Genomic DNA, 23,374 nt, shown 5'->3' on the forward strand with positions numbered 1-23,374 from the left:
TGGTCGCGGACAGCCGTAGCCGGCCCGCGGTGGTAGACAGGGTCGTGTGACTGCTTTCGGGGACCTCGACGCCTTTGTCCGACTGCCGCGCCTGGCCGGGCTGTGGCTCTCGCCGGACGGGCGCCGGCTCGTCGTCGGCGTGGGCACGCCGGACCAGGAGAACGCGCGCTACGCCACCGCGTTGTGGGAGGTCGACCCGGCCGGGGAACGGCCCGCACGCCGGCTGACCCGCAGCGTCAAGGGCGAGGCGGGGGCCGCGTTCACGCCGGACGGAGATCTGCTGTTCACCTCGGCCCGGCCCGGGCCCGACGGCGAGGACGACGACAAGGCGGCCGCGCTGTGGCTGCAGCCGGCCGGGGGCGGCGACGCCCGGGTGATCGCCAAGCTGCCCGGGGGCGTGCACGGCGTCCGGGTCAGCGCGAGCGGAGCGCTGATCGCGGGTTCTTCGCTGCTGCCCGCCTCCGGGGGCGTCGACACCGACCGCGAGGCCCGCAAGCAGCGCAAGGAGGCCGGGGTCTCTGCGATCCTGCACGAGGGGTTCCCGATCCGCTACTGGGACCACGACCTCGGGCCCGACCGGCCCCGGCTGCTCGCGGCCGACCGGGTGCCCGACGACGGCGAACTCGAACTGCGCGACCTGACCGGGCACGTCGGGGTGGCGCTGGACATCGAGGGCGACTGGGATCTGGCGCCGGACGGGCGTACGGCGGTGGCCACCTGGCACGTCGCCGCGCCGGGCGGATCGCTGCGCACGACCGTGGTGGCCGTCGACGTGGCGACCGGCGAGCGCCGCGACCTGGCCGCCGACGAGGGGAACGACTACGGCTCACCGCGGGTGTCGCCGGACGGCACGCAGGTGGCGGTCACCGTGCGGCGGCGGTCCAGCCGGGACGATCCGGGTGACATGTGGATGGCGCTGGTGCCGCTGGCCGGGGGCACGGTGCGGCCGCTGACCGACGGCTGGGACCGCTGGCCGGGCGAACCGCACTGGATCCCGGACGGCACGGCGCTGGTCGTGGCGGCCGACGACCGCGGGCGCTCGCCGCTGTGGCGGATCGACGTGGCGAGCGGCGAAGTGACCCGGCTGACCAGCGACGATGCGGCCTACACCGACATCCGCCTGTCGCCCGACGGCCGATGGGCGTACGCGTTGCGCAGCGCCCTGGACAGCCCGCCGAGCCCGGTGCGGGTGGCCCTCGACGGCACGGGCGCGTTCACGTTGCGCGGCCCGGCCGAGGCGCCGGCGCTGCCCGGGCGGCTCGAAGAGGTCACCACGACGGCGGCCGACGGCACCCTTTTGCGCGCGTGGCTGGCGCTTCCCGCCGAAGCCGCGGAACCCGCGCCGCTGCTGCTGTGGGTCCACGGCGGGCCGTTCGGGTCGTGGAACTCGTGGATGTGGCGCTGGAACCCGTGGATCATGGTGGCCCACGGCTATGCGGTGCTGATGCCCGACCCGGGACTGTCCACCGGTTACGGCTACGACTTCCTCAAGCGCGGCTGGGGCTCGTGGGGCGACGCGCCCTACGCGGATCTGATGGCCCTCACCGACGACGTGGTGCGGCGCCCCGACATCGACGAGACCCGCACCGGCGCGATGGGCGGCTCGTTCGGCGGCTACATGGCCAACTGGATCGCCGGGCACACCGACCGCTTCCGGGCGATCGTCACGCACGCGTCGCTGTGGGCCCTCGACCAGATGATGATGACCACCGACCTGCCGTTCTACTGGCTGCGCGAACTCGACGCGGAGCGGCTCGAGACCAACTCCCCGCACCGCTTCGCCGACGCGATCACGACCCCGATGCTGGTCATCCACGGCGACCGGGACTACCGGGTGCCGATCGGCGAGGGGCTGAGGCTCTGGTGGGACCTTCAGTCGATTTCAAGGAGCAAGGACAGCCCGCACAAGTTCCTCTATTTCCCGGACGAGAACCACTGGATTCTCAAACCGGGTAACGCGAAAACGTGGTACGCCACCGTGCTGGCGTTCCTGGCCCACCACGTACGGGAAGAGAAGTGGGAACGCCCCAAGGAACTCAGCTGACGCGGCCATCCGAAGCGGGGGCGGCCACCCGGGCCCGGGCGTCGACGTCGGTGAGCGGCCGGGCGAAGAGGAAACCCTGCCCGAAGGCGCAGCCCGCGGCGGCCAGCATCCGGTGCTCGTCCTCGGTCTCGATGCCCTCGGCGACCACCGACAGCGAGAGCGTGGCCGCCATCCGCAGGATGCCGCGGACCAGGTCGTGCTGGCGGGCCGAGGTGGTGATGGTGTCGACGAACGACTTGTCGAGCTTGAGGGTGTCGACCGGCACCCGGTGCAGGTAGCTCAGCGACGAGTAGCCGGTGCCGAAGTCGTCGATCGACACCTTGATGCCGCCCGCCCGCAGCCGGGTGATGTCGGCCTGGATCTGGTCCTGGTCGCCCAGCAGCAGGCTCTCGGTGATCTCCAGGGTGAGCCGTTCGGCCGGCAGTCCGCTGCTCGCCAGTTCGTCGTGCACGCGCGCCACGAAGCCAGGCGTGAGGAACTGGCGCACCGACACGTTGACGCTCACGTAGGGCGCGACGCCGGGCACCAGCCGGGCCCACGAGGCCGCCTCGTGCACGGCAGTGTGCAGCACCCACGCGCCCAGCTCGACGATCAGCCCGGATTCCTCGGCCAGCGGCACGAACACCGCCGGTGACACCATGCCGCGGGTCGGGTGCGGCCAGCGGAGCAGGGCCTCGAAGCCGACCGTACGGCCCGAGTCCATCTCGACGATCGGCTGGTAGTTCAGCCGGAACGCGTCGTCGGCCAGCGCCCGCGACAACTCCGTGCGCAGCTGCATCTCGTCGATGACCTGCGCGTGCAGGGCCGCGTCGTAGCGGCGCCACCGCGGTTCCCCGGCGCTGCGCGCGCTGTCCAGGGCGACGTCGGCCTGCCCGGCCAGTTCGTTGGCACTGGCGGCGTCGAGCGTCGTGGCCACCCCGGCCCGCAGCCGCGCGGTCACCAGGCTTTCCCCGACGGCAAAACCTTCCCCGGGTACGGCGATGATCCGCTCGGCCAGCGCATCGACTACGCCCACGTCACGGGCGTCGGGCAGCACGATCCCGAACTCGTCGGCGCCCAGCCGCGACACCTGGCCGCGGTCGCCGACCAGCTCGGTCAGGCGCGCGCCGAGCGCGATCAGCAGGCCGTCGCCGACGTCGTGGCCCATCGTGTCGTTGATCGCCCGGAAGTCGTCGACGTTGACCACAAGAACCGCTCCGAGCCGGTCCGGTCCGGCCTGGCCGGCCACCCGGGCCGCGTCGTCGGTGAACCGGGTCCGGTTGCCGAGGCCGGTCAGCGGGTCGAGATAGGCCCGGGCGAGCAGCTCGCTCTCCACGTAGAGCTGGCTCTCCTGCCGGTTGAGCTCGCGGTTGAGGCGGATCCGGTCGATCATCGTGGCCGCCTGCCCGGCCAGCACCGGCAGCGACTGCTGAAGTTCGACCAGGCTCGCCTCGTCCCCGGCGACCAGCAGCTCGCCGATCCGGGTGCTGCCCACCCCGAGCGGGCAGTGCAGGGCCAGGTCGAAGTCGTCCCCGCTGTCGGGAGCGACCCGCATCGGCGCGGGGAAGGGGCCGTCCTCGCTCAGCGTGAGCTCGACCCGGTGCCGGGTGCCGTCGGGCAGCAGCCGGCCCACCGCGTGCCGCAGCACCGAGGTCACGGCCTCGGCGTCGGCGCACAGCAGCAGCGACTCGCAGGCCTGCCGCAGCTCGCGCTCGCGGGCCAGGGTCTGGCGCAGGCTGGCCGCGACCGCGGCGGTGCGGGACAGCGCGAGCAGGATCATCACGGCCGACACCGAGGCGATCACGGCGCCGTCGAGGACCGGCCCGCGCAGCGCCTGGATCATCAGCGCGGCCGGGGCGAGCAGCGAGGCGACGGTGAGCACGCCCCGGCGCAGCGACACCTGGGTGCGCGAGAGCAGGTGCGGCTCGGTCAGCTTGGCCATCGACGGGTGCAGCACGGCCAGGCCACCGGCCAGATAGAACACCAGCCAGCCCAGGTCGGTCGGGCCGCCCAGCGAGAAGCCGCTGTTGAGCCGGTCCAGGCCGTACATCGTGTCCGAGGTCAGCATGGCGATGACCGAGACGACCAGCAGCCAGCCGCTGACCGTGCGGGCCGCGCCCAGGCCGAGCCGGGCCAGCACGGCCAGGATGAGCACGTCGGTGATCGGGTAGGCGACCGACACCAGCTTGGTCATCGCGGGCAGGTCGGGATGGCGCAGGAACGGCTGGATCAGGAACGTCCAGGCCAGGAACCCGGCCCCGATGGTCAGGATGATCGCGTCGAGGGTGCTGGCCCGGTCCAGGATCGGCGCGCCCGAGCGGGTCAGCGCGATGAACCCGCCGAGCAGCAGGGGCAGGTAGAGGCCGAGGAAGACCGCGTCGGCGGCGGAGGGGAACTTGCCGCCGTTGGCGAAGGCCATCATCGAGGCGGTCGCGAAGGCCACGTACGCGCCGGTGAACAGCACCCACGGCAGCCGGCGGCGGGGACGGTTGCGCACCGTGCCGACGATCATGACGGTGATCGTCGAGACGATGACCGGGCCGTAGACGATCAGGCCGAGTTGCGGAGCCAGCGCGTACGCGACGAACAGCAGAACCGCCCAGGCGGCGTAGAGACGTACCGTCCGCGGCCGTACGCCTGGCCGGGGCCGGCCACCCAGGAGCCGCGAGGCCTGCTCGACCGCCTCGAACCCGGCAAGGTCGGGCCCGGGCAGCGTGTCGTGCACGGTGTGGTGCCTGTTTACCGTCAACTCGCGCGCCCCCTGTTCCCCCTTCGGCGCGCCGGACCGGTGGCTTAGGCCTCGCCCATCACCAGGCCCTCGATCGTGTGCTTCTGGGTGATCGGGGTGAGCTCGTCGACGACCGGGCAGTGCAGGTGATCGCGAACCGCCTGGGGGAGGGCCGCCCAGTACGGGCGGGTCACGGCCATCGCGTGCTTGTCGCCGTTGGTGGCGTCGGGGGCGTCGACTCCCAGCACGAGCACCGGGCGGGACTTCTCGGAGTGGTTGGCCGTGCCGCGGTGGATGGTCAGGGCCGAGCGGGCCGAGATGTCGCCGCGCTGCGGATATTTGCGGACGGCCAGCTCGTCGTAGCGGGCGTAGTGGGACTTGGGCGGGAACATGTCGTGGCCGAAGTCGGGGTGGTCGTCGAACTGGGTGCCCGGGGCGATCTCGAACGGGCCCATGTCGTCGGTGGTGTCGACACCGGTCAGGTTGAAGGCCAGCGAGTTGAGGCGGCGCTCGGCGCGGGTCGCCGCGGGCATCGGGAAGTCGCGGTGCCACGGCTGGTTGACCGCGCCGGCGAACGGGATGTCGAAGCCGAGCTCGACGATCTCGTAGTCCGGCCCGAGCACCTCGGTGCAGACGGCGGTGACCCACGGGTGGGTCACCAGATCGACGAACCCGCGCAGCTGCGACGGGTGGATCTCGACGTACCAGCGTTTGGGGCCGCGCCCGACGGCGCCGCCGGGACGGGCGATGGCCTCGGCGAACGCGGTCTCGATGTCCTCGCGCATGGCGTCGGCCCAGGCGGTGCTGAACGCCCCGCGCCGGGCGATGATGCCGTCGGTATAGATCGCGTCGCGCATCGATGTCGTCATGCCGTTCATATTGCAACGTGGCATGCCACGTTGCAAGTGGTCGTTAGGATGGCTCCCGTGGCTGCGAATCTGAGGCAGGTCGCCGCGCGGGCCGGGGTGTCGGTGCGCACGGTGTCCAACGTCGTGTCCGGCTTCCCGCTGGTCGCGCCGGCGACCCGCGAACGGGTGCAGCGGGTGATCGACGAGCTGCAGTACAAGCCGAACGCGGCCGCCCGGCACCTGCGCGGCGGGCGGTCCGGGCTGGTCGCGCTGGTGCTGCCGGAGATCGCGTCGCCCTACTTCGGCGAGCTGGCCGGGCATCTGGCCGACGGTGCCGAGGCGTACACGTGGACGTTGCTCGTGCAGCAGACCGGCGGGGACGCCACGCGGGAGCGGGAACTGCTTGATGGCGTACGCGGGCAGGCCGTCGACGGTCTCATCGTGAGCCCGTGGGCGCTCTCGCCGGCCGAGCTGACCCGCCGCCCCGACAGCGCCCCGCTGGTGCTGCTGGGCGAGCAGGACGCGGACGGCCTCCTCGATCACGTCGCGATCGACAACGTGGCCGCGGCCGCCGCCATGACCCGGCACCTGATCACGAGCGGGCGCACCCGGATCGCCGCGATCGGGCTCCAGCCGCATCTCGCGAACGGCACCGCGGCGCGGCGTGCGGAGGGGTACCGGCAGGCGTTGCGGGCGGGCGGGATCGCGTACGGGAAAGAACTCGAAGTTGACGTGGAAAGCTTGCACCGCGCGGACGGGGCGGCCGCGATGCGCCGGCTGCTCGACGCCGGAACCGAGGTCGACGCGGTGTTCTGCTTCAGTGATCAGCTCGCGCTGGGGGCGATGCACGTCGCGCTCGAGCGGGGGCTGAGCGTGCCCGGCGACCTGGCCGTGGCCGGATTCGACGACATCGAGGACGGGCGCTACGCGAATCCGGCCCTGACCACTGTCTCACCCGACAAGGCCGCCCTGGCCGAGGCTGCCCTGGCCTGCCTGGCCTCCCATAGTCGCGAGCCCCGCCCGGGCCGGCGGATCGTCGTACCGCACCACCTGGAGATCCGGCGCAGCGCATAGGCCCGGACGGCCGGTTCCCGGACGTGCATAGATGCATCTAGTTTGATGGATATCACGATCCACTCCACATCAGAGGAGAGCACAACGTGGTGTCTCGTATATCCAGAGCTTTATCCGTCATCGGGGTAACTGTCCTGTTAGGAACGCTGGCGGCCGCACCGGCGCAAGCCTCCGGCAACTCCGTCAAGGACCTGCCCCGGGCGGTCACCCTGGCCGGGGTGATGCGACACCTGGTCGCCTTCCAGGCGATCGCCAAGCTGAACGGCGACACCCGCGCCTCGGGCACGCCCGGCTTCACCCGCAGCGCCGACTACGTGTCGGCCCTCATGCGGGCGGCCGGCTACCAGGTGAAGCGGCAGCCGTTCCCGTTCAACTTCTGTGAGGACACCGCCTCGGCGTTCACCCAGAACACCCCGACCCCGACCACGTACGCCGATCAGGTCGACTACGACGTGCTCGACTGCTCGGGCAACGGCACCGCCACCGGCACCGTGGTCCCGGTCGACCTGCAGCTCACCACGCCGAACACCAGCACCTCGGGCTGCGAGGCGGCCGACTTCACCGGCGTCGCCGGCAACATCGCCCTGATCCAGCGCGGCACCTGCCCGTTCGGCCAGAAGGCCGCGAACGCCGAGGCCGCGGGGGCGATCGGCGCCATCATCATGAACCAGGGCAACACCACCGGCGCCGACCGGCAGGACCTCTACTTCGGCACGCTCGGCGACCCGGTCGGGATCCCGGTCATCGGCATCTCGTATCCGCAGGGCGTCGCCTTCGCCGGCACCGCGGGCCTGACCGTCACCGTCTCGGCCACGACGGTGGCCGAGGTGCGCCAGACCGAGAACGTCATCGCCGAATCCAAGTGGGGCAACCCGAACAACATCGTCATGTCGGGCGCCCACCTCGACTCGGTGCCGGCCGGTCCGGGCATCAACGACAACGGCACCGGCAGCGCCGGCATCCTCGAGACCGCGCTGCAGGCCCGCAACCTCAAGTCCAAGAACAAGCTGCGGTTCGCGTGGTGGGGCGCCGAGGAGGCCAGCCTGGTCGGCTCGACCTTCTATGTGAACAACCTGCCCGCGGCCGAGCAGGCGAAGATCGCGCTGTACCTGAACTTCGACATGATCGGCTCGCCCAACTACACGTTCGGCGTGTACGACGGCGACGACTCGGACGCCACCGGCGCCGGTCCCGGCCCGGCCGGCTCGGCGCAGATCGAGGCGGTGTTCCAGAACTTCTTCGCCGCCCGCAAGCAGGCCACGGCGGCGGCCGACTTCACCGGCCGTTCCGACTACGGGCCGTTCATCGCGACCGGCATCCCGGCTGGTGGCCTGTTCACCGGGGCCGAGGTCGAGAAGACCGAGGCCGACGTGGCCAAGTGGGGCGGCGTGGCCGGTGCCGCCTACGACCCGTGCTACCACGAGGCGTGCGACAGCTTCACACCCGAGCGGGACGGCGCCGACGCCGCGCTCTACGCCCAGCTGCGCAAGAAGTACAAGCTGGTCGGCAACATCAACACGTTCGCGCTGGACACCAACGCCGACGCGGTCGCGACCGCGGTGGCCACGTTCGCCCGGGACACCTCGTCGCTCCCGCCGCGCACCACGACGGCGGCGGTTGCCCGTACGGCCGACGGCGGTGACCACCTGACCCGATAGCGCGTCAGGGGCCGGTCGGCGGATCCTTGTGATGCCGGCCGACCGGCTTCGCGCTCGCGCGCAACGCCACGTACAGACCGAAGAGCCCGCCGAGGCCGCTCATGATGCCGCCGAGCGCCTCGGCCCGGGCCGGGCTCCCGATGATCAGCGCCGTCAGCAGCACGCCGAACACGAAGACGACCATGCCGATCACCATGCGGCCCTTGTGCTCGATGCCGCGCGAGGCGGGCCGCGGGGCCAGCTCGGGCAGGGCGATCGAGGCCCAGCCGCGCGGCGCCACGTCCTTGCGGATCACGTGCCCGGGCAGCCACATCACCACGCCGGTGAGGAACCACCCGACCACGTAACCGGCCAGCACGACAAGCCACCAGATGCCGAAGTGCGGACGAAGAAGCGTTTCCAGTACGCCGAGCAGCGCCGCCACGATCAGCAGCAACGCGACACCGGCCCCGACCAGGTGCGGCCGCGAGCCGAACCAGCGCAGCCAGAACCTACTGATAGCCACGGATGCTCCAGAAGATGCTGTAGAGAGGCGTGTCCCGGGTCGGCACGAACAGCTGCCCGTCGCTCTGCTCGGCGATCGCGCGCAGCTCCCGCTCCCACTGCGAGCCGCCACCCGCGCCCTCCGGACCGGCATCGGCCTGGTAACCGGCGCAGGTGGTGGTGTTCTGCTCGCCCGAGTCGAAGGCGATCGTGTAGATGCGTACGGCACGCTCGGCTGCCGACAGCTTGGCCCGGAACTTCTGGTAGTCGCCGTAGTTGGCCCCGCAGTTGTTCTGCCCGTCCGAGAACAGCACGATCGACGTGCTCTCCGGCTTCAACCCGGCCCGGACCAGCTGGTGCGCGCGTTCGAGGGCGTCGTACATGGCCGTGTTGCCCTGGGCCCGCAGTTCCGTACGGGCGTACGCCTGAATGGCCTTCAGCGCCGGTGCGGTGCTCTCGTCGGCCGGCAGCACGAACTGGCGGGGCGGCTCGGCCCGGCTGTTGAACGGCACGAAGTCGACCCGCTCGCCCGGCAGGAAGCTGAAGTACGTCGTCGGGTCGTCCGGATTGCTGCCGGTCAGCCCGATCAGCGCCTGCCGCAGCAACGGCATGTTGGTGTCCATCGAGCCCGACACGTCGAGCACGAACACCATCCGGGACGGCGGCCGCACCTGCTCGCGGTAGCGGTCGACCAGCTTGCGCAGCACCTCGGGATCGGTCGGATAGCGCAGCTGAGGCACCGGCACCGCGGCCGGATCCGGGGCCACGGCCGGGTTGCCGGGCCGGCGGGCGGTCGCGTCGCGGATCTTCTCCTGGGTGGCCGGGGCGAACAGCCAGCGCCACAGCCGGTCGAACGTGTCCTGCTCGCGGGCGGTGGCGCCGCGCAGCAGGGTGAGCCGATATTCGGCGACGATCGTGCCCTCGCCCGGGTAGATCGCGGTGAGCCGGCACGCCTCGGGCAGCGTGGCCGACATCCGCCGCACCTCGGACTCGTAGATGACCAGCCCGTCCACGCCCTCGGGGCTGGCCTTGCGCCCGCACTCGGCGCGGCCCGTGCCGACCTGGCGCACGTACGCGTCGGAGAGCACCCGCGAGGTGTCGGCGGCCAGGTGGTGGCCGGTGAAGAAGCGGCTCAGGTACGGCTGCATGCGCGGGATGTCGTCCGCGGTCACTGGCAAGCCGGTGCCGGCGGCCGCGGTCGCCACCGCGGTCAGCCCGGCCAGGCCCGAGTTGGAGTGGTCGGGACGGGTCATCCCGTAGCGGAAACGGCCCTGGGCGATCGCCCCGACGATCGCGTTCCAGCTCGCCGAACGGCCGCTGCTCCAGCCGAGCTGATCGGCCAGCGCCGCCCGCACGCCGAACACGACGGGGGAGCGCATCAGCGGTGGAGACTGCCGCAGCAGCGCCTTCCGGCTGTCCGGCCACATGCCGAAGAACTGGTCGGCGCCGAACCAGACGGCGTCGTACCGCTGGGCCGCTTCCGGGTCGGCCAGCTCCTGGGCACCCTCTACTGAGCCCGTACGGGAAAGCTCGATCTTGATCTTCAAAGCCTGCTCGGCCTCGCGCAGGATGCCGCTCATGTCCTCGAGCTCGCTGCCGGCCAGGATGCGCAGCACCGGCGGGTCCTCGCTCGGACCCGATTCGCAGGCGGCCACCGGCACGACGATCATGGCGGCCAGCAGCAGGCTCAGGGCCCTACGCGCACGTCGCACCGGCCCGGTCCTTTCCGTAGACGCCCGCGACGACGGTGTCGAGGAACGAGTTCCACAGTGCCTGTGGTGGCACGGGTACCGGTGGCCCGGGCAGGTCGACGGCGGCGCCCCGGTCGGCGTTCTCGTCGGCGAACACCGCGGCGTCACCGGCCGGCCGGAACCCGTGCCGGGCGGCCAGCCGGCGCAGCTCCGGATCGCCGGTCAGTACCGTCGCCACCTCGGTGCCCCGGGGTTTCAGGGCGGCGATCGCGTGGGTGCTCGAGACGCTGCGCAGCGGATAGAGCATGATCCGCTCGAGCGTCACCTTGGTGCCGTCGACGGCGGTGACGCGGCTGACCAGGCCGGCCGGATCCTGGCGGACGGCGTCGAGGAACTGGGCCTCGTAGACCACCTGCAGCGGCAACTGGTAGCCCTCGGCCGAGAAGTACTGGTCGAACGGTTCCTCGCTGGTCAGGCCGGTGCTGCCCTGGGCGCGGAACAGGCTCTCCATCCGATCGGTGACCGCGCCCGGGTCGGGCGACGCGATCGGCCGGTCGCCGTTGGCCGCATAGCTGGTCAGGGCGAGCAGCAGTTCGGCCGAGTTGGACGTGTCGAGCCGGGTGCTGAGCAGCACGGCCCGCTGGAAGGTGGGGTAGGGCGGGGCGAGCCGGAGATCGCCCCACCGCTTGCCCGCCGTGAACACGTCGTCGAGGTAGCGCTCGACGTCGAACGTGCGCAGGTCGGGCGACACCACCCCGGCCGGCAGCGCGCGGGCCACGTCGCGGTAGGTCGCGACGACCAGCGGCGACGAGAAGACCGGGATCGGAGCGGCCACGACTCCCTGCTTGGCCAGCACGCCCGCGGCCGCCGGTTCGCTTCCGGGGAACGCGAAGTCGTAGGCCGCCAGGTCGCTGTCGCAGGCCATGGTGCGCGACCCGGCCGACTCCACGGTGACGTCGAGGCCGTGCCGGGCGAACGCGGCCCGGACGTCGGGGTCGGCGAAGAAGGAGAGTTTCTCGGAGCCGACCAGTCCGTGAACTTTGAACAGATCACAGGTCAACAGATAGGGAATCTGGATGGCGCAGGCCCTCGCGCGGTGACCGGAGGAGGCCGACCATCCACCGAGGACTATCAGAAGCGCTAGGAAACTGCCGAGGATCGCCCTGCTGAGCTGGGATTTCATACCCACCCGACCATTGACGGACGTCTGCCCGTCCAGGGTAGAACCTCAGCGCACGTGCACCCGCGCGTCCTCCTCGAGGTGGTAGCGCCACCGCATCAGCTCGGCCTCCGGATGCCCGGCCAGCTCGAGCACATCCTCGGCCGGCAACCGGCCCAGCAAGGCGTGCTCGGGGTCCTGGAACGGCCGGCTCGCCTCGTCGAGCCGGCGCCACACCGCCTGGTTCGCCTTCGGCGCGCACAGCAGCACCCGTGTCGCCGTATAGTCGCCGCTGTCGCGCAGGGCGTCGGCCAGGGCGAGCAGGCGCATCTGCTCGTTGTCGACCCGGAATGGGCAGCCGCCGTCCGGGTGGGCGACCGTCGCCGGGGCCAGCACCTCGAAGTAGCGCGGCGCGGGCTGGGCCGGGTCGTGGCGGCGGGTCTGGAAGCAGGCCGCCGGGTCGCCGCCGAACGGGGCCGCCGTCCGGCACGCCGAACGCCGCGGGTTGGCCGCGGACTGGTGGTACTGGCACTCGTCGAAACCCTCCTCGACGAGCTTGACGCAGACCAGCAGGGCGACCGGCTCCAGATCGTCGGCGAACCCCCGCAGCAGCACGTCGACCCCGGTCAGGCCGTCACGCAGCCGGTTCTCGGGATCGCGCCAGAACAGCTGCGGCGCCTCGGCCCGCAGCACCGGCATCCCCTGCGCCTCGAAGATCGCCGCCACCCCGTCCGGCGTGAGCGGGCCGAACAGGTTGATCGCGAACGCCGGCATCGAGGTCACGCGGCGGGTGGCGGGCTGGAACCCGCGCGCCTTGAGGTCCTCGTGGGCCCGCCGGGCCGATTCGATGATCGGGGCCTCCGGCGTCGGCCACGACGGGCCGCCGGCCGCGCTGGTCAGCGCGGCCTGCATCCGGGCGGCCCAGCGCGGTGACGGGCGCTCGCCGACCACCGGCGACGTCGACCACGGCATCGTCTGCTCGACGTCGATCGCGGGATCCGGGCTGTCGTACCGGTCGACCCGGATCATCTCGGACCGCAGCGGCCAGCCGGCCAGCATCTCCAGCTGCACGTCGGTCCACGGGTTGACGGTGGCCTGGCCGCGCGGGTCACCGACCACGAAGGACAGCATCACCGGCTCCTCGACCGGCAGATCCTCGACCACCGAGCGCAGCTCGTCGAGGCTCGCCTGGGCCCAGATCCAGTGATCGATCGCGTGCGGCACGGTCATCACGTCCGGCTCGGTGGCGTCCACGACCACCCGCAGCATCGGTCCCACGGCCAGATCGACCGGCTCGCCGCCGTGCGAGAACTGCCCGAGCCAGCGCCACCGCGCGGCCCGATCACCCAGCACCCGGCCGAGCCGGCGGTGATGGATGGTGTGGCGGGCGTCCCGGTCGAGGCGCCACGAGTCGGCGCGGGCGGCGGCGAAGACCTCGGCCCGGGCCGGGATCGGGGCCGGCGTGACCCGGAACCCGTCGTGGATCCAGACCCGGATCCGCGGCGCCAGGAACGCGACCCGGCGGCAGGTGACCGCCTCCATCCCGGCCGGCAGGATCAGGTGCAGATCGCGCTCCTCGACCTGCACCAGCCCGATGCCGAGGGCCGCGTCGACCAGCTCCCGCGAGGCCCCCCAGGGCACCGCCAGCGCGATCGTCGCGTCGTCCTGGAAGGCCTGGAGCCAGGGCGGGATCCCGTACTCGGCGCCGATCGGGGGCGCACCCATCCCGGCCCGCCAGGCGATCGCCGCCATCGGCTGCACCGGCGCCTCGGCCAGCTGGTCCTCGATCGCCGCGGCCAGTTCGCCCGGGGTCGAGCCGTGCCGGGCCATCCCGGCCAGATCGATGTAGCCGTCGTCGAAGTAGGCGCCACCGGTCGGGCTGAGCGCGCACGTCTCGGTGGAATGGACCAGGAACCACGTGCCCTCGCGGTCGAAGGCGTCGGCCATCGCCACCGGCCCGCCGATCTGCTTCACGACCTTGGCGTAGGGCACGGCTCGCACGTACGGGCCTGGCCGCACCCCGCGGGCGGTGCGCAGCATCAGCGCCACCTGCCACATCAGCGGCACCTGGGCCTGGGCCTGCGCATGCCGGCAGCGCTCGTGGCCCACCCCACCGGCGGGCAGGTCGGCCAGCCGGTGCTCCACGACCTGGGCCCACGAGGCGACATCGGCCTCCGGCGGTTCGATCCTTCCCCCGTACGGGTTCTCGACCGCACAGTCCACCGACTGGAACTCGAACGACGTGAGCAGGTCGTCGCCCCGCGGCACCGGGGAGAGCCCGATCCGGTGGTAGAGCTGCGCGGTGAGATCCACGCTGAGCCGCATCGCCCGCCACGCCGCGACGTCCTCGAGGCTCGATCCGGCCATGATCCGGCCGTTGCCGTCCTCGGTGCGGGCCCGCCAGAACGGGTCGTCGGTCACCAGGGGTTGCCGCAACATCGCGCCATCCTTCAGTTCAGGAATTCGCTGAAACACGTGTGCAGCACGGCGTGCACCTTGCGGTCGTGCTCGGCGTAGATCTCGGGCATCGAGTACGCCTGGTCCTTGCCGTACGCGTAGCCGTCGGTGTCGAGCAGCGCGACCGTCTCGCCGTCGCGCACCACGTGCCAGAACCGCTGGACCCAGGCCAACGGATCGTCCTCGTCCGCCATCGTCGCGATCCGTTCGGCGGCGGGCGCGAAGTCCAGCACGCCGCCGCGTACCTGGGCCACGCCGTCGGTGAGGTCGGACAGCTCGGCGCGCACCTGCAGACGTGCGCGGTCGTTGGCGGTCAACGCGACCAGGGCCGCCGCGACCCGGTACATGAGCGTGCCCGGCGTGGCGGCCGGGGTCTTCCGGGGCGACGTCAGCCCGGCCGCCTTCTCGACGAACGTGACCATGTGCATCGGGTCCGGGGCGTCGAAGGCGGGCGTGATCGGCAGCCCGGCCCAGCCGCCGGTGTGCAGGTGCCCGCTCATCTCGAGCGAGGCCACCACGTCGGAGCCGCGCAGCAGCGTCAGGCAGTCGCCCGCGCCGGGTGGGCGGACCGCCTCCACGACGGTCAGGCCCGGGTGTCGCCGGGCCAGGGTCGCGGCGATCCACCAGAGCTGCGCCTCGCCGATACGCGGCGCCGGTTCGACCAGGAGCATCGCGTCACGGTAAGTCCGCCTAACGGGCCGGTGCGACGGAAATGCGAATTTTGGTCGCCTTGCAACCGAGATCGTCAACCCTGGTTCCCGTCATGTTGCTTCTGCACCGCGCCGAGCGGACCGACCGGCTGGCCGACGCGCTGGCCGAGGTCGTGCGCGTGCCGCTGGACGACCCGTTCGCGGCCGAGATCGTCAGCGTGCCGTCCCAGGGCGTCGAGCGCTGGCTGGCGCAGCGCCTGTCGCACCGGCTCGGCGTGGGCCGTTCCCCGTCCGGGGACGGGGTCTGCGCCAACGTGCTCTTCCCGTCGCTGCCCGGGCTGCTGGAACAGGCCGGGCTGCCGGGCGCCGATTCCTGGCGCCCCGACCGGCTGGTGTGGCCGCTGCTCGACGTCATCGACGCGAGCCTGGGGGAGTCGTGGTGCCGGCCTCTGGCGGCTTATCTGGGCGCTGTCGAGGGCGACCCGATCCGGCTCGGGCGGCGCTATGCGGTGGCCCGGCACCTCGCCGAGCTGTTCGACTCGTACGGGCGGCATCGGCCCTACATGGTCTCCGCCGGCTTTCCCGAGGATCTTCGCTGGCAGGCCGAGTTGTGGGACCGGCTCGTGGCGGTCATGCCGGTGCCGAGCCCGGCCGCGCGACTGGCCGAGGTGTGTGCGGCTCTCCGCGACAACCCGGGCATCTCGTCGCTGCCCGCACGATTGTCCGTCTTCGGCCTCACCCGGTTGCCCGCCGCGCATGCCGCTCTGCTCGACGCGCTGGCGGCCGGGCGCGAGGTCCATCTGTGGCTGCCGCATCCGTCGCCGGTGCTCTGGGAAAATCTGCTCCCGTACGCCTCCAGGCCGGGCTCGCTTTCCTCTCGCCCGCCCCGTTCGGCCGTCCCGTTGTCTCGCTCGGCCGATCCGACTCGCGAGCTGACGGCGAACCCGCTGCTGGCCTCGCTCGGCCGGGATGCGCGCGAGTTGCAGCTGATCCTGCCCGCCGCGCGCGATCACTATCACGGCGGCACCGTATGGCCGGACACGCTGCTGGGCCGGCTGCAGCGTTCGCTGGCCGCCGATGCTCCGCTGGAGTCGCCCGGACCGGCCGACTCCAGCGTGCAGGTGCATTCCTGTCACGGCCCGGACCGGCAGGTCGAGGTGCTCCGCGAGGTGATCCTGGGGCTGCTCCGCGACGACCCGGCCCTGGAACCGCGCGACATCCTGGTCATGTGCCCCGACATCGAGACGTTCGCGCCGCTCATCTCGGCCTCGTTCGGGCTCGGGGCCGACGCCGCCCACCCGGCCCACAAGCTCCGCGTACGGCTCGCCGACCGGGCCCTGCGGCAGCTCAACCCGCTGTTCGGGGTGGTCGCCCACCTGCTCGACCTGGCCGACGCGCGGGTCACCGCGGCCCAGGTGCTCGACCTGGCGGCGACCGCGCCGGTGCGGCGGCGGTTCCGGTTCGACGACGACGATCTCGACCGGCTGCGCGAACTGGTCGTCGAGTCGGGCGTGCGCTGGGGCTTCGATCCCGAGCACAGGGCCCGGTTCCAGGTGACCGCCCGCTCGAACACGTGGGCCGCCGGGCTCGACCGGATCCTGCTCGGGGCGGCGATGAGCGAGGAGGAGCCGCACTGGCTCGGCACCGCGCTGCCGCTGGACGACATGGACTCCGGCGACGTCGACCTGGCCGGGCGGCTGGCCGAGCTGGTAGACCGGCTCGACGCAGTGCTGTCGGGCTTCTCCTCTCGTGACGGGCACTCTCTGCCCGCTTGGCTGGACGCCATCGGGGAAGCGGTCGACGGCCTCACCGCCGTACCGGAATCCGAGGCCTGGCAACGCACCCAGCTCGACTCGGAGCTCGCCGAACTGGCCGCGGCCGGCTCCACGGCCGTGCTCCGGCTGGCCGACATGCGGTCGCTGCTGGCCGGGCGGTTGCAGGGCCGGCCGACCCGGGCCAACTTCCGCACCGGCGACCTGACGATGTGCACGATGGTGCCGATGCGCTCGGTGCCGCACCGGGTGATCTGCGTGCTCGGCCTCGACGACGGCGTGTTCCCGCGCGGTGCCGGACTCGACGGGGACGACGTGCTCGGCCGCGATCCGTGTGTGGGCGAACGGGATCCGCGCGGCGAGGACCGGCAACTGCTGCTGGACGCGGTGATGGCCGCGACCGGCACGCTGGTGCTGTTGTATTCGGGCGCGGACGAGCGGACGAACGCGCCTCGGCCGCCGGCCGTGCCGCTGGACGAGTTGCTCGACGCGCTCGGGCGGCCGGTCCGCGATCAGGTGCTCGTCCGGCATCCGTTGCAGCCGTTCGACGCGCGCAACTTCACCGGCGAACCGTTCAGTTTCGACCCGACCTCGCTGGCCGGGGCGGTGGCCGCGGCCGGGGAACGGTTGCCCGAGCCGCCGTTCCTGACCGACCCGTTGCCGCCGCTGCCCGGCGACATCGTGGAACTGGCCGACCTGCAGGCGTTCCTGGCCCATCCGGTCAAGGCTTTCCTGCGCCGCCGCCTCGGGGTCGGGCTGTTCGGCGACGACGGCGACCCGGCCGACGGGCTGCCGGTGGAGCTCGACCACCTGGAGAAGTGGTCGGTGGGGGACCGGCTGCTGCGCGCGTTGCTCGAGGGCACCGACCTCAACCGGTGCGTCCAGGCCGAATGGCGGCGGGGCACGGTGCCGCCGGGACCGCTCGGGTCGCGGCTGCTGGACGCGATCGCGGGCGAGGTGCAGCCGGTGGCGGTGGCGGCCCGCACCCACGTGGACGGGACACCGGAGGCGGTGGACGTGACAGTGGAACTGCCGGGCGGGCGCCTGCTGGTCGGCACGGTGGGCGATGTCTACGGGGACACGATCGCGGCGGTCTCCTATTCGAAGGTGGCGCCCAAGCACCGGTTGCGGGCGTGGCTGAACCTGCTCGCTCTGAGCGCGGGCCGGCCGGAGGCCGAGTGGCGGTCGGTGGCGATCGGGCGGGGCTTCAAGGGGCGGCCGTCGAAGTCGACGTTCGGGCCGATCCCGGCGCCGGCCGCGCTATCGCTTCTGCGGGAGCTGGTCGAGCTGGCCGACGAAGGGCTGCGCGAGCCGTTGCCGATGGCGGCCCGGACCTCGCACGCCTACGCGAAGTGCCGGCTGAACGGCGGTGCGCCCGAGGCGGCGTACGGGAAAGCTCGCAATGAATGGGCCCGATACCCGAGCGGTGGTGAGCACGACGAGGCCGAGCACCGGCTGGTGTGGGGTGCGGACGCGCCGTTCGAGCGTTTGCTGAGCGATCCCGCGCGTTTCGACACGCTGGCGATGCGGGTGTGGGAGCCGTTGTGCCGGGCCGAGAGCACGGAGCAGCTGTGATCGCCTTCGACGTCCGGGGGCCGCTGCCGACCGGCACGACGGTGCTGGAAGCCAGTGCGGGCACCGGGAAGACGTTCACCATCGCGGCGCTGGCGGCCCGGTATGTGGCCGAGGGGCGTGCCACGTTGCGCGATCTGCTGCTCGTGACGTTCGGGCGGGCGGCCACGGCGGAGCTACGGCAGCGCGTACGGGAAAGGCTGGTCAGCGCGGAACTAGGACTGGCCGGTGCTGGTTCCCGGGATTCCGTGGTGGAACTGCTGGCCGGTGCTGGTTCCCGGGACTCCGTGGTGGAACTGCTGGCCGGTGCTGGTTCCCGGGACTCCGTGGTGGAACTGCTGGCCGACGCGCCGCCGGAGGAAGTGGAGCGGCGTCGCCGGCGGTTGGCCGTCGCGGTGGCCGACTTCGATGCCGCCACCATCGCGACCACACACCAGTTCTGCCACCAGGCCCTGGCGAGCCTGGGCATCGCGGCCGACACCGACCCCGACGGGGTGTTCGTCGACGACCTCGAAGACCTGATCACCGAGGTGGTCGACGACCTGTACGTGCGCAAGTACGCCAGCCCGGACGCACCCGCGCCCGACTTCACCCGCGAGGTGGCGCTGGACATCGCCCGGCAGGCGGTGACCGACAGCCAGGCCCGGCTGGAACCCGCCGACAGCACCCGGTACCGCTTCGCCACGGCCGTCCGGCACGAGGTCGACCGGCGCAAGCGTGAGCGACGGTTGTTCGGTTTCGACGACATGCTCACCGGGCTCGACCGTGCGCTGAACGATCCGGTGCGCGGTCCGGCCGCCTGTCGCCGGCTGCGTGAGCGCTACTCGGTGGTGCTGGTCGACGAGTTCCAGGACACCGACCCGGTGCAGTGGAACATCGTGCGCACGGCCTTTCACGGGCACACCACGCTGGTGCTGATCGGCGACCCGAAACAGGCCATCTACGCGTTCCGCGGCGCCGACGTGATCAGTTACCTGTCCGCGTCGGGTTCGGCGGTCTTCCAGTCCACGTTGGGCACCAACTGGCGCAGCGACCAGGGCGTGCTCTCCGCGTTCGAGACGGTGTTCGGCACGTCCGCGTTGGGCGACGGGCGGATCACCGTACGGCCGGTGGCCGCGGCCCACACCGGTGCGCGGCTGGCCGGTCCGCCGTTCCGGTTGCGGGTGCTGCCGCGGACCGGGTTCTCACTCAACAAGTGGGGCCTGGTGTCGGCGGCCGACGCGCGCGCCGCGATAACCGCCGATCTGGCGTCCTCGGTCACGGCTCTGCTGGCCGGCGGCAGCGTTGCTCCCGGAGACGTGGCGGTGCTCGTGCGTACGCACCGGCAGAGTGCGCAGGTGCAGCAGGCGTTGTCGGCAGCCGGGGTGCCCGCCGTGCAGACCGGCACCAGCAGTGTGTTCGGCACCGAGGCCGCGCTCGACTGGCTGGCCCTGCTCGAAGGCCTCGAACAGCCGCACCGCGGCACCCGGGTCGCCGCGGCCGCGCTGACCGGCATCGTCGGCTGGCCCGCGGACCGGCTGGCCACCGCGACCGAGGCTGAACTGGACGAGCTGGGCACGACCCTGCGGCACTGGGCCCGCCTGGTGGTGAACCGGGGCGTGGCGGCGCTGCTCGAAGCGGTCACCGCGACCGGGATGCCGGCCCGGCTGCTGGCCCGCCGCTCGGGCGAACGGCACCTGACCGACCTGCGGCACGTGGGGATGGCGTTGCACGCGGCGGCCGTCGAGGGCGGGCTCGGCCTGACCGCGACGACCGAATGGCTGCGCCGGCGCATCGACGACGCCCCGCACGACGCCGGCGTGGAACGCAGCCGCCGCCTCGAATCCGACGCCGACGCGGTGCAGATCGTCACCGTGCACGCCAGCAAGGGCCTGGAGTATCCGGTGGTGTTCCTGCCGTTCGGGTGGGACCGGCACGTTGCGACCCCCGACCTGCTGCGCCTGCACGACGACACCGGGGCGCGGGTGCTGGACGTGGGCGGGCCGGGTGCGCCGGGGTTCAACGCGGCGGCCCAGCGGCATCGGGCCGAGGAGGACGGCGAGGATCTGCGGCTGATGTATGTGGCGCTGACCCGGGCGGCCAGCCAGGTGGTCGCGTGGTGGGCGCCGACGGCCAACACCCGGGCGTCGGCGCTGCACCGGTTCCTGTTCGGGCGGCCCGCCGAGGCCGAGAACCCGTCGGCCGAGTACGACGTACCGTCGGACGCTGTTGCCCTTTCCCAGTTGCAGGCGCTGCCGTCATTCGCCGTCGAGGTCGTGTCGCCGGCGCCGGCGGTGGCCTGGTCGCCGCCGCTGGGGGAGCGGCCCGTGCTGAGCGCGGCGTCCTTCACACGGTGGCTCGATCTGGGATGGCGGCGGACGTCGTACTCGCGGCTGACCGCCGGCCTGCACGACGAACCGGGGGTGGCGAGCGAGACGCCACTTTTTGACGAGTCCCCCACGGCTGCCTTCTCCTCGGCCGAGGGTGGCCTGCCGTCGCCGATGGCCGGACTGCCGACCGGGGCCGCGTTCGGCACGCTGGTCCACTCGGTGCTGGAGGCCTGTGACTTCGCCGCTCCGGACCTGGCGGCCGAGCTCGCGGCGTGCATCCCCGCCTCGGCGCCGGCCGAGCTGGCGTCCGCGTTGGTGCCCGCTCTGCAGACGTCGCTGGGCCCGCTGGCCGACGGTCGCCGACTGGCCGATTTCGTCCGGGCGGATCGGCTCGACGAACTCGATTTCGAACTCCCCCTGCACGGCGGCGACCGGGCCGCGCCCACCTCGGAATCCGCGCCCGCTTCGGGTTCCCCGTTCGGTTCGGGTTCCGCGTTCGCTTCGGATTCCGCGACCTTGAGTGCTGTCGGTGACTGTCTGGCGCGGCATCTGGATCCGGCCGATCCGATGACCCCGTACGCCGATCAGTTGCGCTCACCCGGGCTCGGCGCGCAGCCGTTGCGCGGCTACCTCACCGGCAGCATCGACCTCGTGCTGCGGCTGCCCGGCCCGCGCTACGTGGTCGCCGACTACAAGTCCAACTGGCTGGGCGACTTCGACGGCCCGCTCACCTCGCACCACTACCGGCCCGAGGCGCTGAACCAGGCCATGATCGCCGCCAACTATCCGCTGCAGGCACTGCTCTACAGCGTGGCTCTGCACCGCTACCTGCGCTGGCGCCAGCCCGGATACGACCCCGCACAGCACCTGGGCGGCGTCCTCTACCTGTTCCTGCGCGGCATGTGCGGCCCGTCCACCCCGTCCACCGGGGTCTTCAGCTGGAGCCCGCCCGCCGCCCTGATCGAGGACCTGTCCGACCTGCTCGACGGATCCCTCCGATGACCGCTTCCCGACCGTCCATGTCGCTCACCATCGCTCACCATCGCTCACCTCGCTCACCTCGCTCGCCTGACGGAGGCCGCCCGTGACCGTTCTGATCGAACGCGCACTGCACGCCACCGGACTGCTCGCCGACTTCAACGACGCCGGCGTGCTGACCCTGGCCGACGTGCACATCGCGCGCCGGGTGGCGTTGCTCGGCGGCGAGCCGGACGAAACTGTCCACCTGGCCGTCGCGCTGACCGTTCGCGCACTTCGGCTGGGCTCGGTGTGCATCGACCTGTCCGGCGCCCGGCACAGCACCGCCGCCGACGAGGGCGTCGATGTCACCACCCTGCCCTGGCCCGCGGTCGAGGCGTGGCGGGAGGCCTGCACCCGCAGTCCGGTGGTCGCCGCCGCTGGGGAGTCCGGGCGGCCGCTGCGGCTGGTCAACGGTCTGCTCTACCTCGACCGCTACTGGCGGGAGGAGGACCAGGTCCGCCGGCAGTTGCAGGACCGCGCGTCCGGAGTGTTCCCGGTCGATCCGGCGGCGTTGCGCGAACAGCTCGACCGCCTCTTCGAACCCGGCTCCGAGAAGCAGCGCCTGGCCGCCGCGGTGTGCGCGTTTCGCCGGGTCACCGTGCTCGCCGGCGGTCCGGGTACCGGCAAAACGACCACTATCGCGCGCATGTTGGCTGTCCTCTGCGCGCAATCCGGCCCGCCGCCGCGGATCGCGCTCGCCGCCCCCACCGGCAAAGCAGCCGCGCGACTGGAAGAGGCGGTCCGTTCGGTCACCGGGCTCGGCCTGCCCGACCTGCACGCCTCGACTCTGCACCGTCTGCTCGGCCGTCGCCCCGGCACGCGCACCCGGTTCAAACATCACAAGGCACACCGTCTCCCGTACGACGTCGTGGTCGTCGACGAGACGTCGATGGTGTCGCTGACCATGATGGCCCGCCTGATCGAGGCCGTACGCCCGGACGCGCGCCTGGTCCTGGTCGGCGATCCCGACCAGCTCGCCTCGGTCGAGGCGGGCGCCGTCCTGGGTGACATCGTGGCCGCCGCCGGATGTCCCGAACCCGCCCTCGCGTCGGCATTGCAGGCGGTCGGCGAGCCGGAGACCGTCGTCAACGGTGTGGTCACGCTGGACCGGATCTGGCGGTTCGGCGGGGACATCGCCCGTCTGGCCGCCGCCATCCGGGCCGGTGACGACGAAACGGTGGTCGCCATCCTGCGTACGGGAAGCAAAGATGTTCAGTTCGTCGAATCGGCTGCCGGCGACTGTCCCGACCTGCGCGCCGACGTGTTGAATGCGCTCGAACACGTGGCTTCGCTGGCCGCGTCCGGTGAGGCCGAGGCCGCACTGCGCGCGCTGGACGCGCACCGGCTGCTCTGCGCGCACCGCCACGGGCCGTACGGGGTGACCCGTTGGACGACCGAGATCGAACGCTGGCTACCGGCCGACCGGCTGACCGACCAGTCCGTCGGGCGGCCGCTGCTGATCACCGCCAACGACTACGACAACAACCTGTACAACGGCGACACCGGCGTGGTCGTGCAGACCGCCGACGGGCCGCGGGCGGCCTTCGCGCGCGGCGGTGACACCGTGCTGATCCCGCCGTCGCGCCTGTCCGAGGCCCAGGCTCTGTACGCGATGACCGTCCACCGGAGCCAGGGCAGCCAGTTCGACCGGGTGTCGCTGGTGCTGCCGCCGGCCACCTCGCCGCTGCTGACGCGGGAGTTGCTCTACACGGCCGTGACACGGGCCCGGTCCGCGCTGCGCATCGTCGGCTCGGAGGAGGCGGTGCGTGCCGCTGTCACCCGGCCGATCGCCCGGGCCAGTGGTCTGCGGGAGTCGCTGGCCACCCGCTCCTCCTAGCCCGATCCGCTTCGCTCGGGCGTTCGGGAGTGCGCGCCGGGGTTTGTCGGCGCGCTTGCGTTCGGGAGTGCCCGCCGGGGTTCGTCAGCGTTC

The 23,374-nt window shown here is 72.2% G+C and carries 13 protein-coding genes; 6 read left to right on the forward strand and 7 right to left on the reverse strand.

The annotated features are described in order from the left end of the window. Positions 1–46: 46 nt before the first annotated feature. Positions 47–2,044, forward strand: a complete 1,998-nt coding sequence (locus KOI35_RS26080; RefSeq protein ID WP_215791166.1) for a S9 family peptidase — start codon at positions 47–49, stop codon at positions 2,042–2,044. Here KOI35_RS26080 and KOI35_RS49015 read toward each other — a convergent pair. Both KOI35_RS49015 and KOI35_RS26090 read right to left on the reverse strand, forming a co-directional pair. Beyond that, complete coding sequence (locus tag KOI35_RS49015) at positions 2,037–4,748, reverse strand: putative bifunctional diguanylate cyclase/phosphodiesterase (RefSeq protein WP_215791168.1); 2,712 nt, start codon at positions 4,746–4,748, stop codon at positions 2,037–2,039. The two genes, KOI35_RS26080 and KOI35_RS49015, sit on opposite strands and share 8 nt — an antisense overlap. Positions 4,749–4,816: 68 nt before the next feature. Next, a complete protein-coding gene (locus KOI35_RS26090) occupies positions 4,817–5,620 on the reverse strand; it encodes a phytanoyl-CoA dioxygenase family protein (protein ID WP_246613797.1) in 804 nt (267 codons plus the stop codon). A gap of 48 nt (positions 5,621–5,668) precedes the next feature. On the opposite strand from KOI35_RS26090, the gene KOI35_RS26095 reads away from it, so the two are divergent. Beyond that, positions 5,669–6,673, forward strand: a complete 1,005-nt coding sequence (locus KOI35_RS26095) for a LacI family DNA-binding transcriptional regulator (protein ID WP_246613798.1) — start codon at positions 5,669–5,671, stop codon at positions 6,671–6,673. Positions 6,674–6,894: 221 nt separating this feature from the next. After that, positions 6,895–8,331, forward strand: a complete 1,437-nt coding sequence (locus KOI35_RS26100) for a M28 family peptidase (protein ID WP_246613838.1) — start codon at positions 6,895–6,897, stop codon at positions 8,329–8,331. Positions 8,332–8,335: 4 nt separating this feature from the next. Here the strand turns inward: KOI35_RS26100 and KOI35_RS26105 are convergent, their stop codons facing one another. The 5 genes from KOI35_RS26105 to KOI35_RS26125 form a co-directional block, all read right to left on the reverse strand. Further along, positions 8,336–8,836 carry a hypothetical protein gene (locus KOI35_RS26105; RefSeq protein WP_215791180.1) on the reverse strand — a complete coding sequence of 167 codons (501 nt, stop codon included), beginning with the start codon at positions 8,834–8,836 and terminating at the stop codon, positions 8,336–8,338. Next, positions 8,823–10,526 carry a vWA domain-containing protein gene (locus KOI35_RS26110; RefSeq protein ID WP_215791182.1) on the reverse strand — a complete coding sequence of 568 codons (1,704 nt, stop codon included), beginning with the start codon at positions 10,524–10,526 and terminating at the stop codon, positions 8,823–8,825. The genes KOI35_RS26105 and KOI35_RS26110 overlap by 14 nt, the downstream gene beginning before the upstream one ends. Then, positions 10,510–11,565 carry a hypothetical protein gene (locus KOI35_RS26115; RefSeq protein WP_215791184.1) on the reverse strand — a complete coding sequence of 352 codons (1,056 nt, stop codon included), beginning with the start codon at positions 11,563–11,565 and terminating at the stop codon, positions 10,510–10,512. The genes KOI35_RS26110 and KOI35_RS26115 overlap by 17 nt, the downstream gene beginning before the upstream one ends. 168 nt (positions 11,566–11,733) lie before the next feature. Next, positions 11,734–14,103, reverse strand: coding sequence for a hypothetical protein (locus KOI35_RS26120; RefSeq protein ID WP_215791186.1), 2,370 nt, complete (start codon positions 14,101–14,103; stop codon positions 11,734–11,736). A gap of 11 nt (positions 14,104–14,114) precedes the next feature. Beyond that, positions 14,115–14,792, reverse strand: coding sequence for a TY-Chap2 family putative peptide chaperone (locus tag KOI35_RS26125; protein ID WP_215791188.1), 678 nt, complete (start codon positions 14,790–14,792; stop codon positions 14,115–14,117). A gap of 92 nt (positions 14,793–14,884) precedes the next feature. On the opposite strand from KOI35_RS26125, the gene recC reads away from it, so the two are divergent. The 3 genes from recC to recD all read left to right on the forward strand — a co-directional run bounded on the left by recC (position 14,885) and on the right by recD (position 23,281). After that, positions 14,885–18,118 (forward strand): exodeoxyribonuclease V subunit gamma, encoded by a 3,234-nt coding sequence (gene recC, locus KOI35_RS26130; RefSeq protein WP_215791190.1) that lies wholly within the window; start codon positions 14,885–14,887, stop codon positions 18,116–18,118. After that, positions 18,115–21,426, forward strand: coding sequence for a UvrD-helicase domain-containing protein (locus KOI35_RS26135; RefSeq protein ID WP_308121155.1), 3,312 nt, complete (start codon positions 18,115–18,117; stop codon positions 21,424–21,426). Before recC ends, KOI35_RS26135 begins: the two co-directional genes overlap by 4 nt. An 82-nt stretch (positions 21,427–21,508) precedes the next feature. Further along, entirely contained in the window at positions 21,509–23,281 is a 1,773-nt protein-coding gene (gene recD, locus KOI35_RS26140) for an exodeoxyribonuclease V subunit alpha (RefSeq protein WP_215791192.1), read from the forward strand. The last annotated feature ends 93 nt before the right edge of the window (positions 23,282–23,374 follow it).

The sequence above is a fragment of the Paractinoplanes bogorensis genome (genome assembly GCF_018829635.1).
GTDB lineage: Bacteria > Actinomycetota > Actinomycetes > Mycobacteriales > Micromonosporaceae > Actinoplanes > Actinoplanes bogorensis.

What these genes read in the sequence shown, in the direction of transcription:
- KOI35_RS26125 (WP_215791188.1), bottom strand. Translation starts at nt 14,792, where the DNA reads ATGCTCCTGGTCGAACCGGCGCCGCGTATCGGCGAGGCGCAGCTCTGG.
- KOI35_RS26120 (WP_215791186.1), bottom strand. Translation starts at nt 14,103, where the DNA reads ATGTTGCGGCAACCCCTGGTGACCGACGACCCGTTCTGGCGGGCCCGC.
- KOI35_RS26095 (WP_246613798.1), top strand. Translation starts at nt 5,669, where the DNA reads ATGGCTCCCGTGGCTGCGAATCTGAGGCAGGTCGCCGCGCGGGCCGGG.
- KOI35_RS26100 (WP_246613838.1), top strand. Translation starts at nt 6,895, where the DNA reads ATGCGACACCTGGTCGCCTTCCAGGCGATCGCCAAGCTGAACGGCGAC.
- recC (WP_215791190.1), top strand. Translation starts at nt 14,885, where the DNA reads ATGTTGCTTCTGCACCGCGCCGAGCGGACCGACCGGCTGGCCGACGCG.
- KOI35_RS26090 (WP_246613797.1), bottom strand. Translation starts at nt 5,620, where the DNA reads ATGACGACATCGATGCGCGACGCGATCTATACCGACGGCATCATCGCC.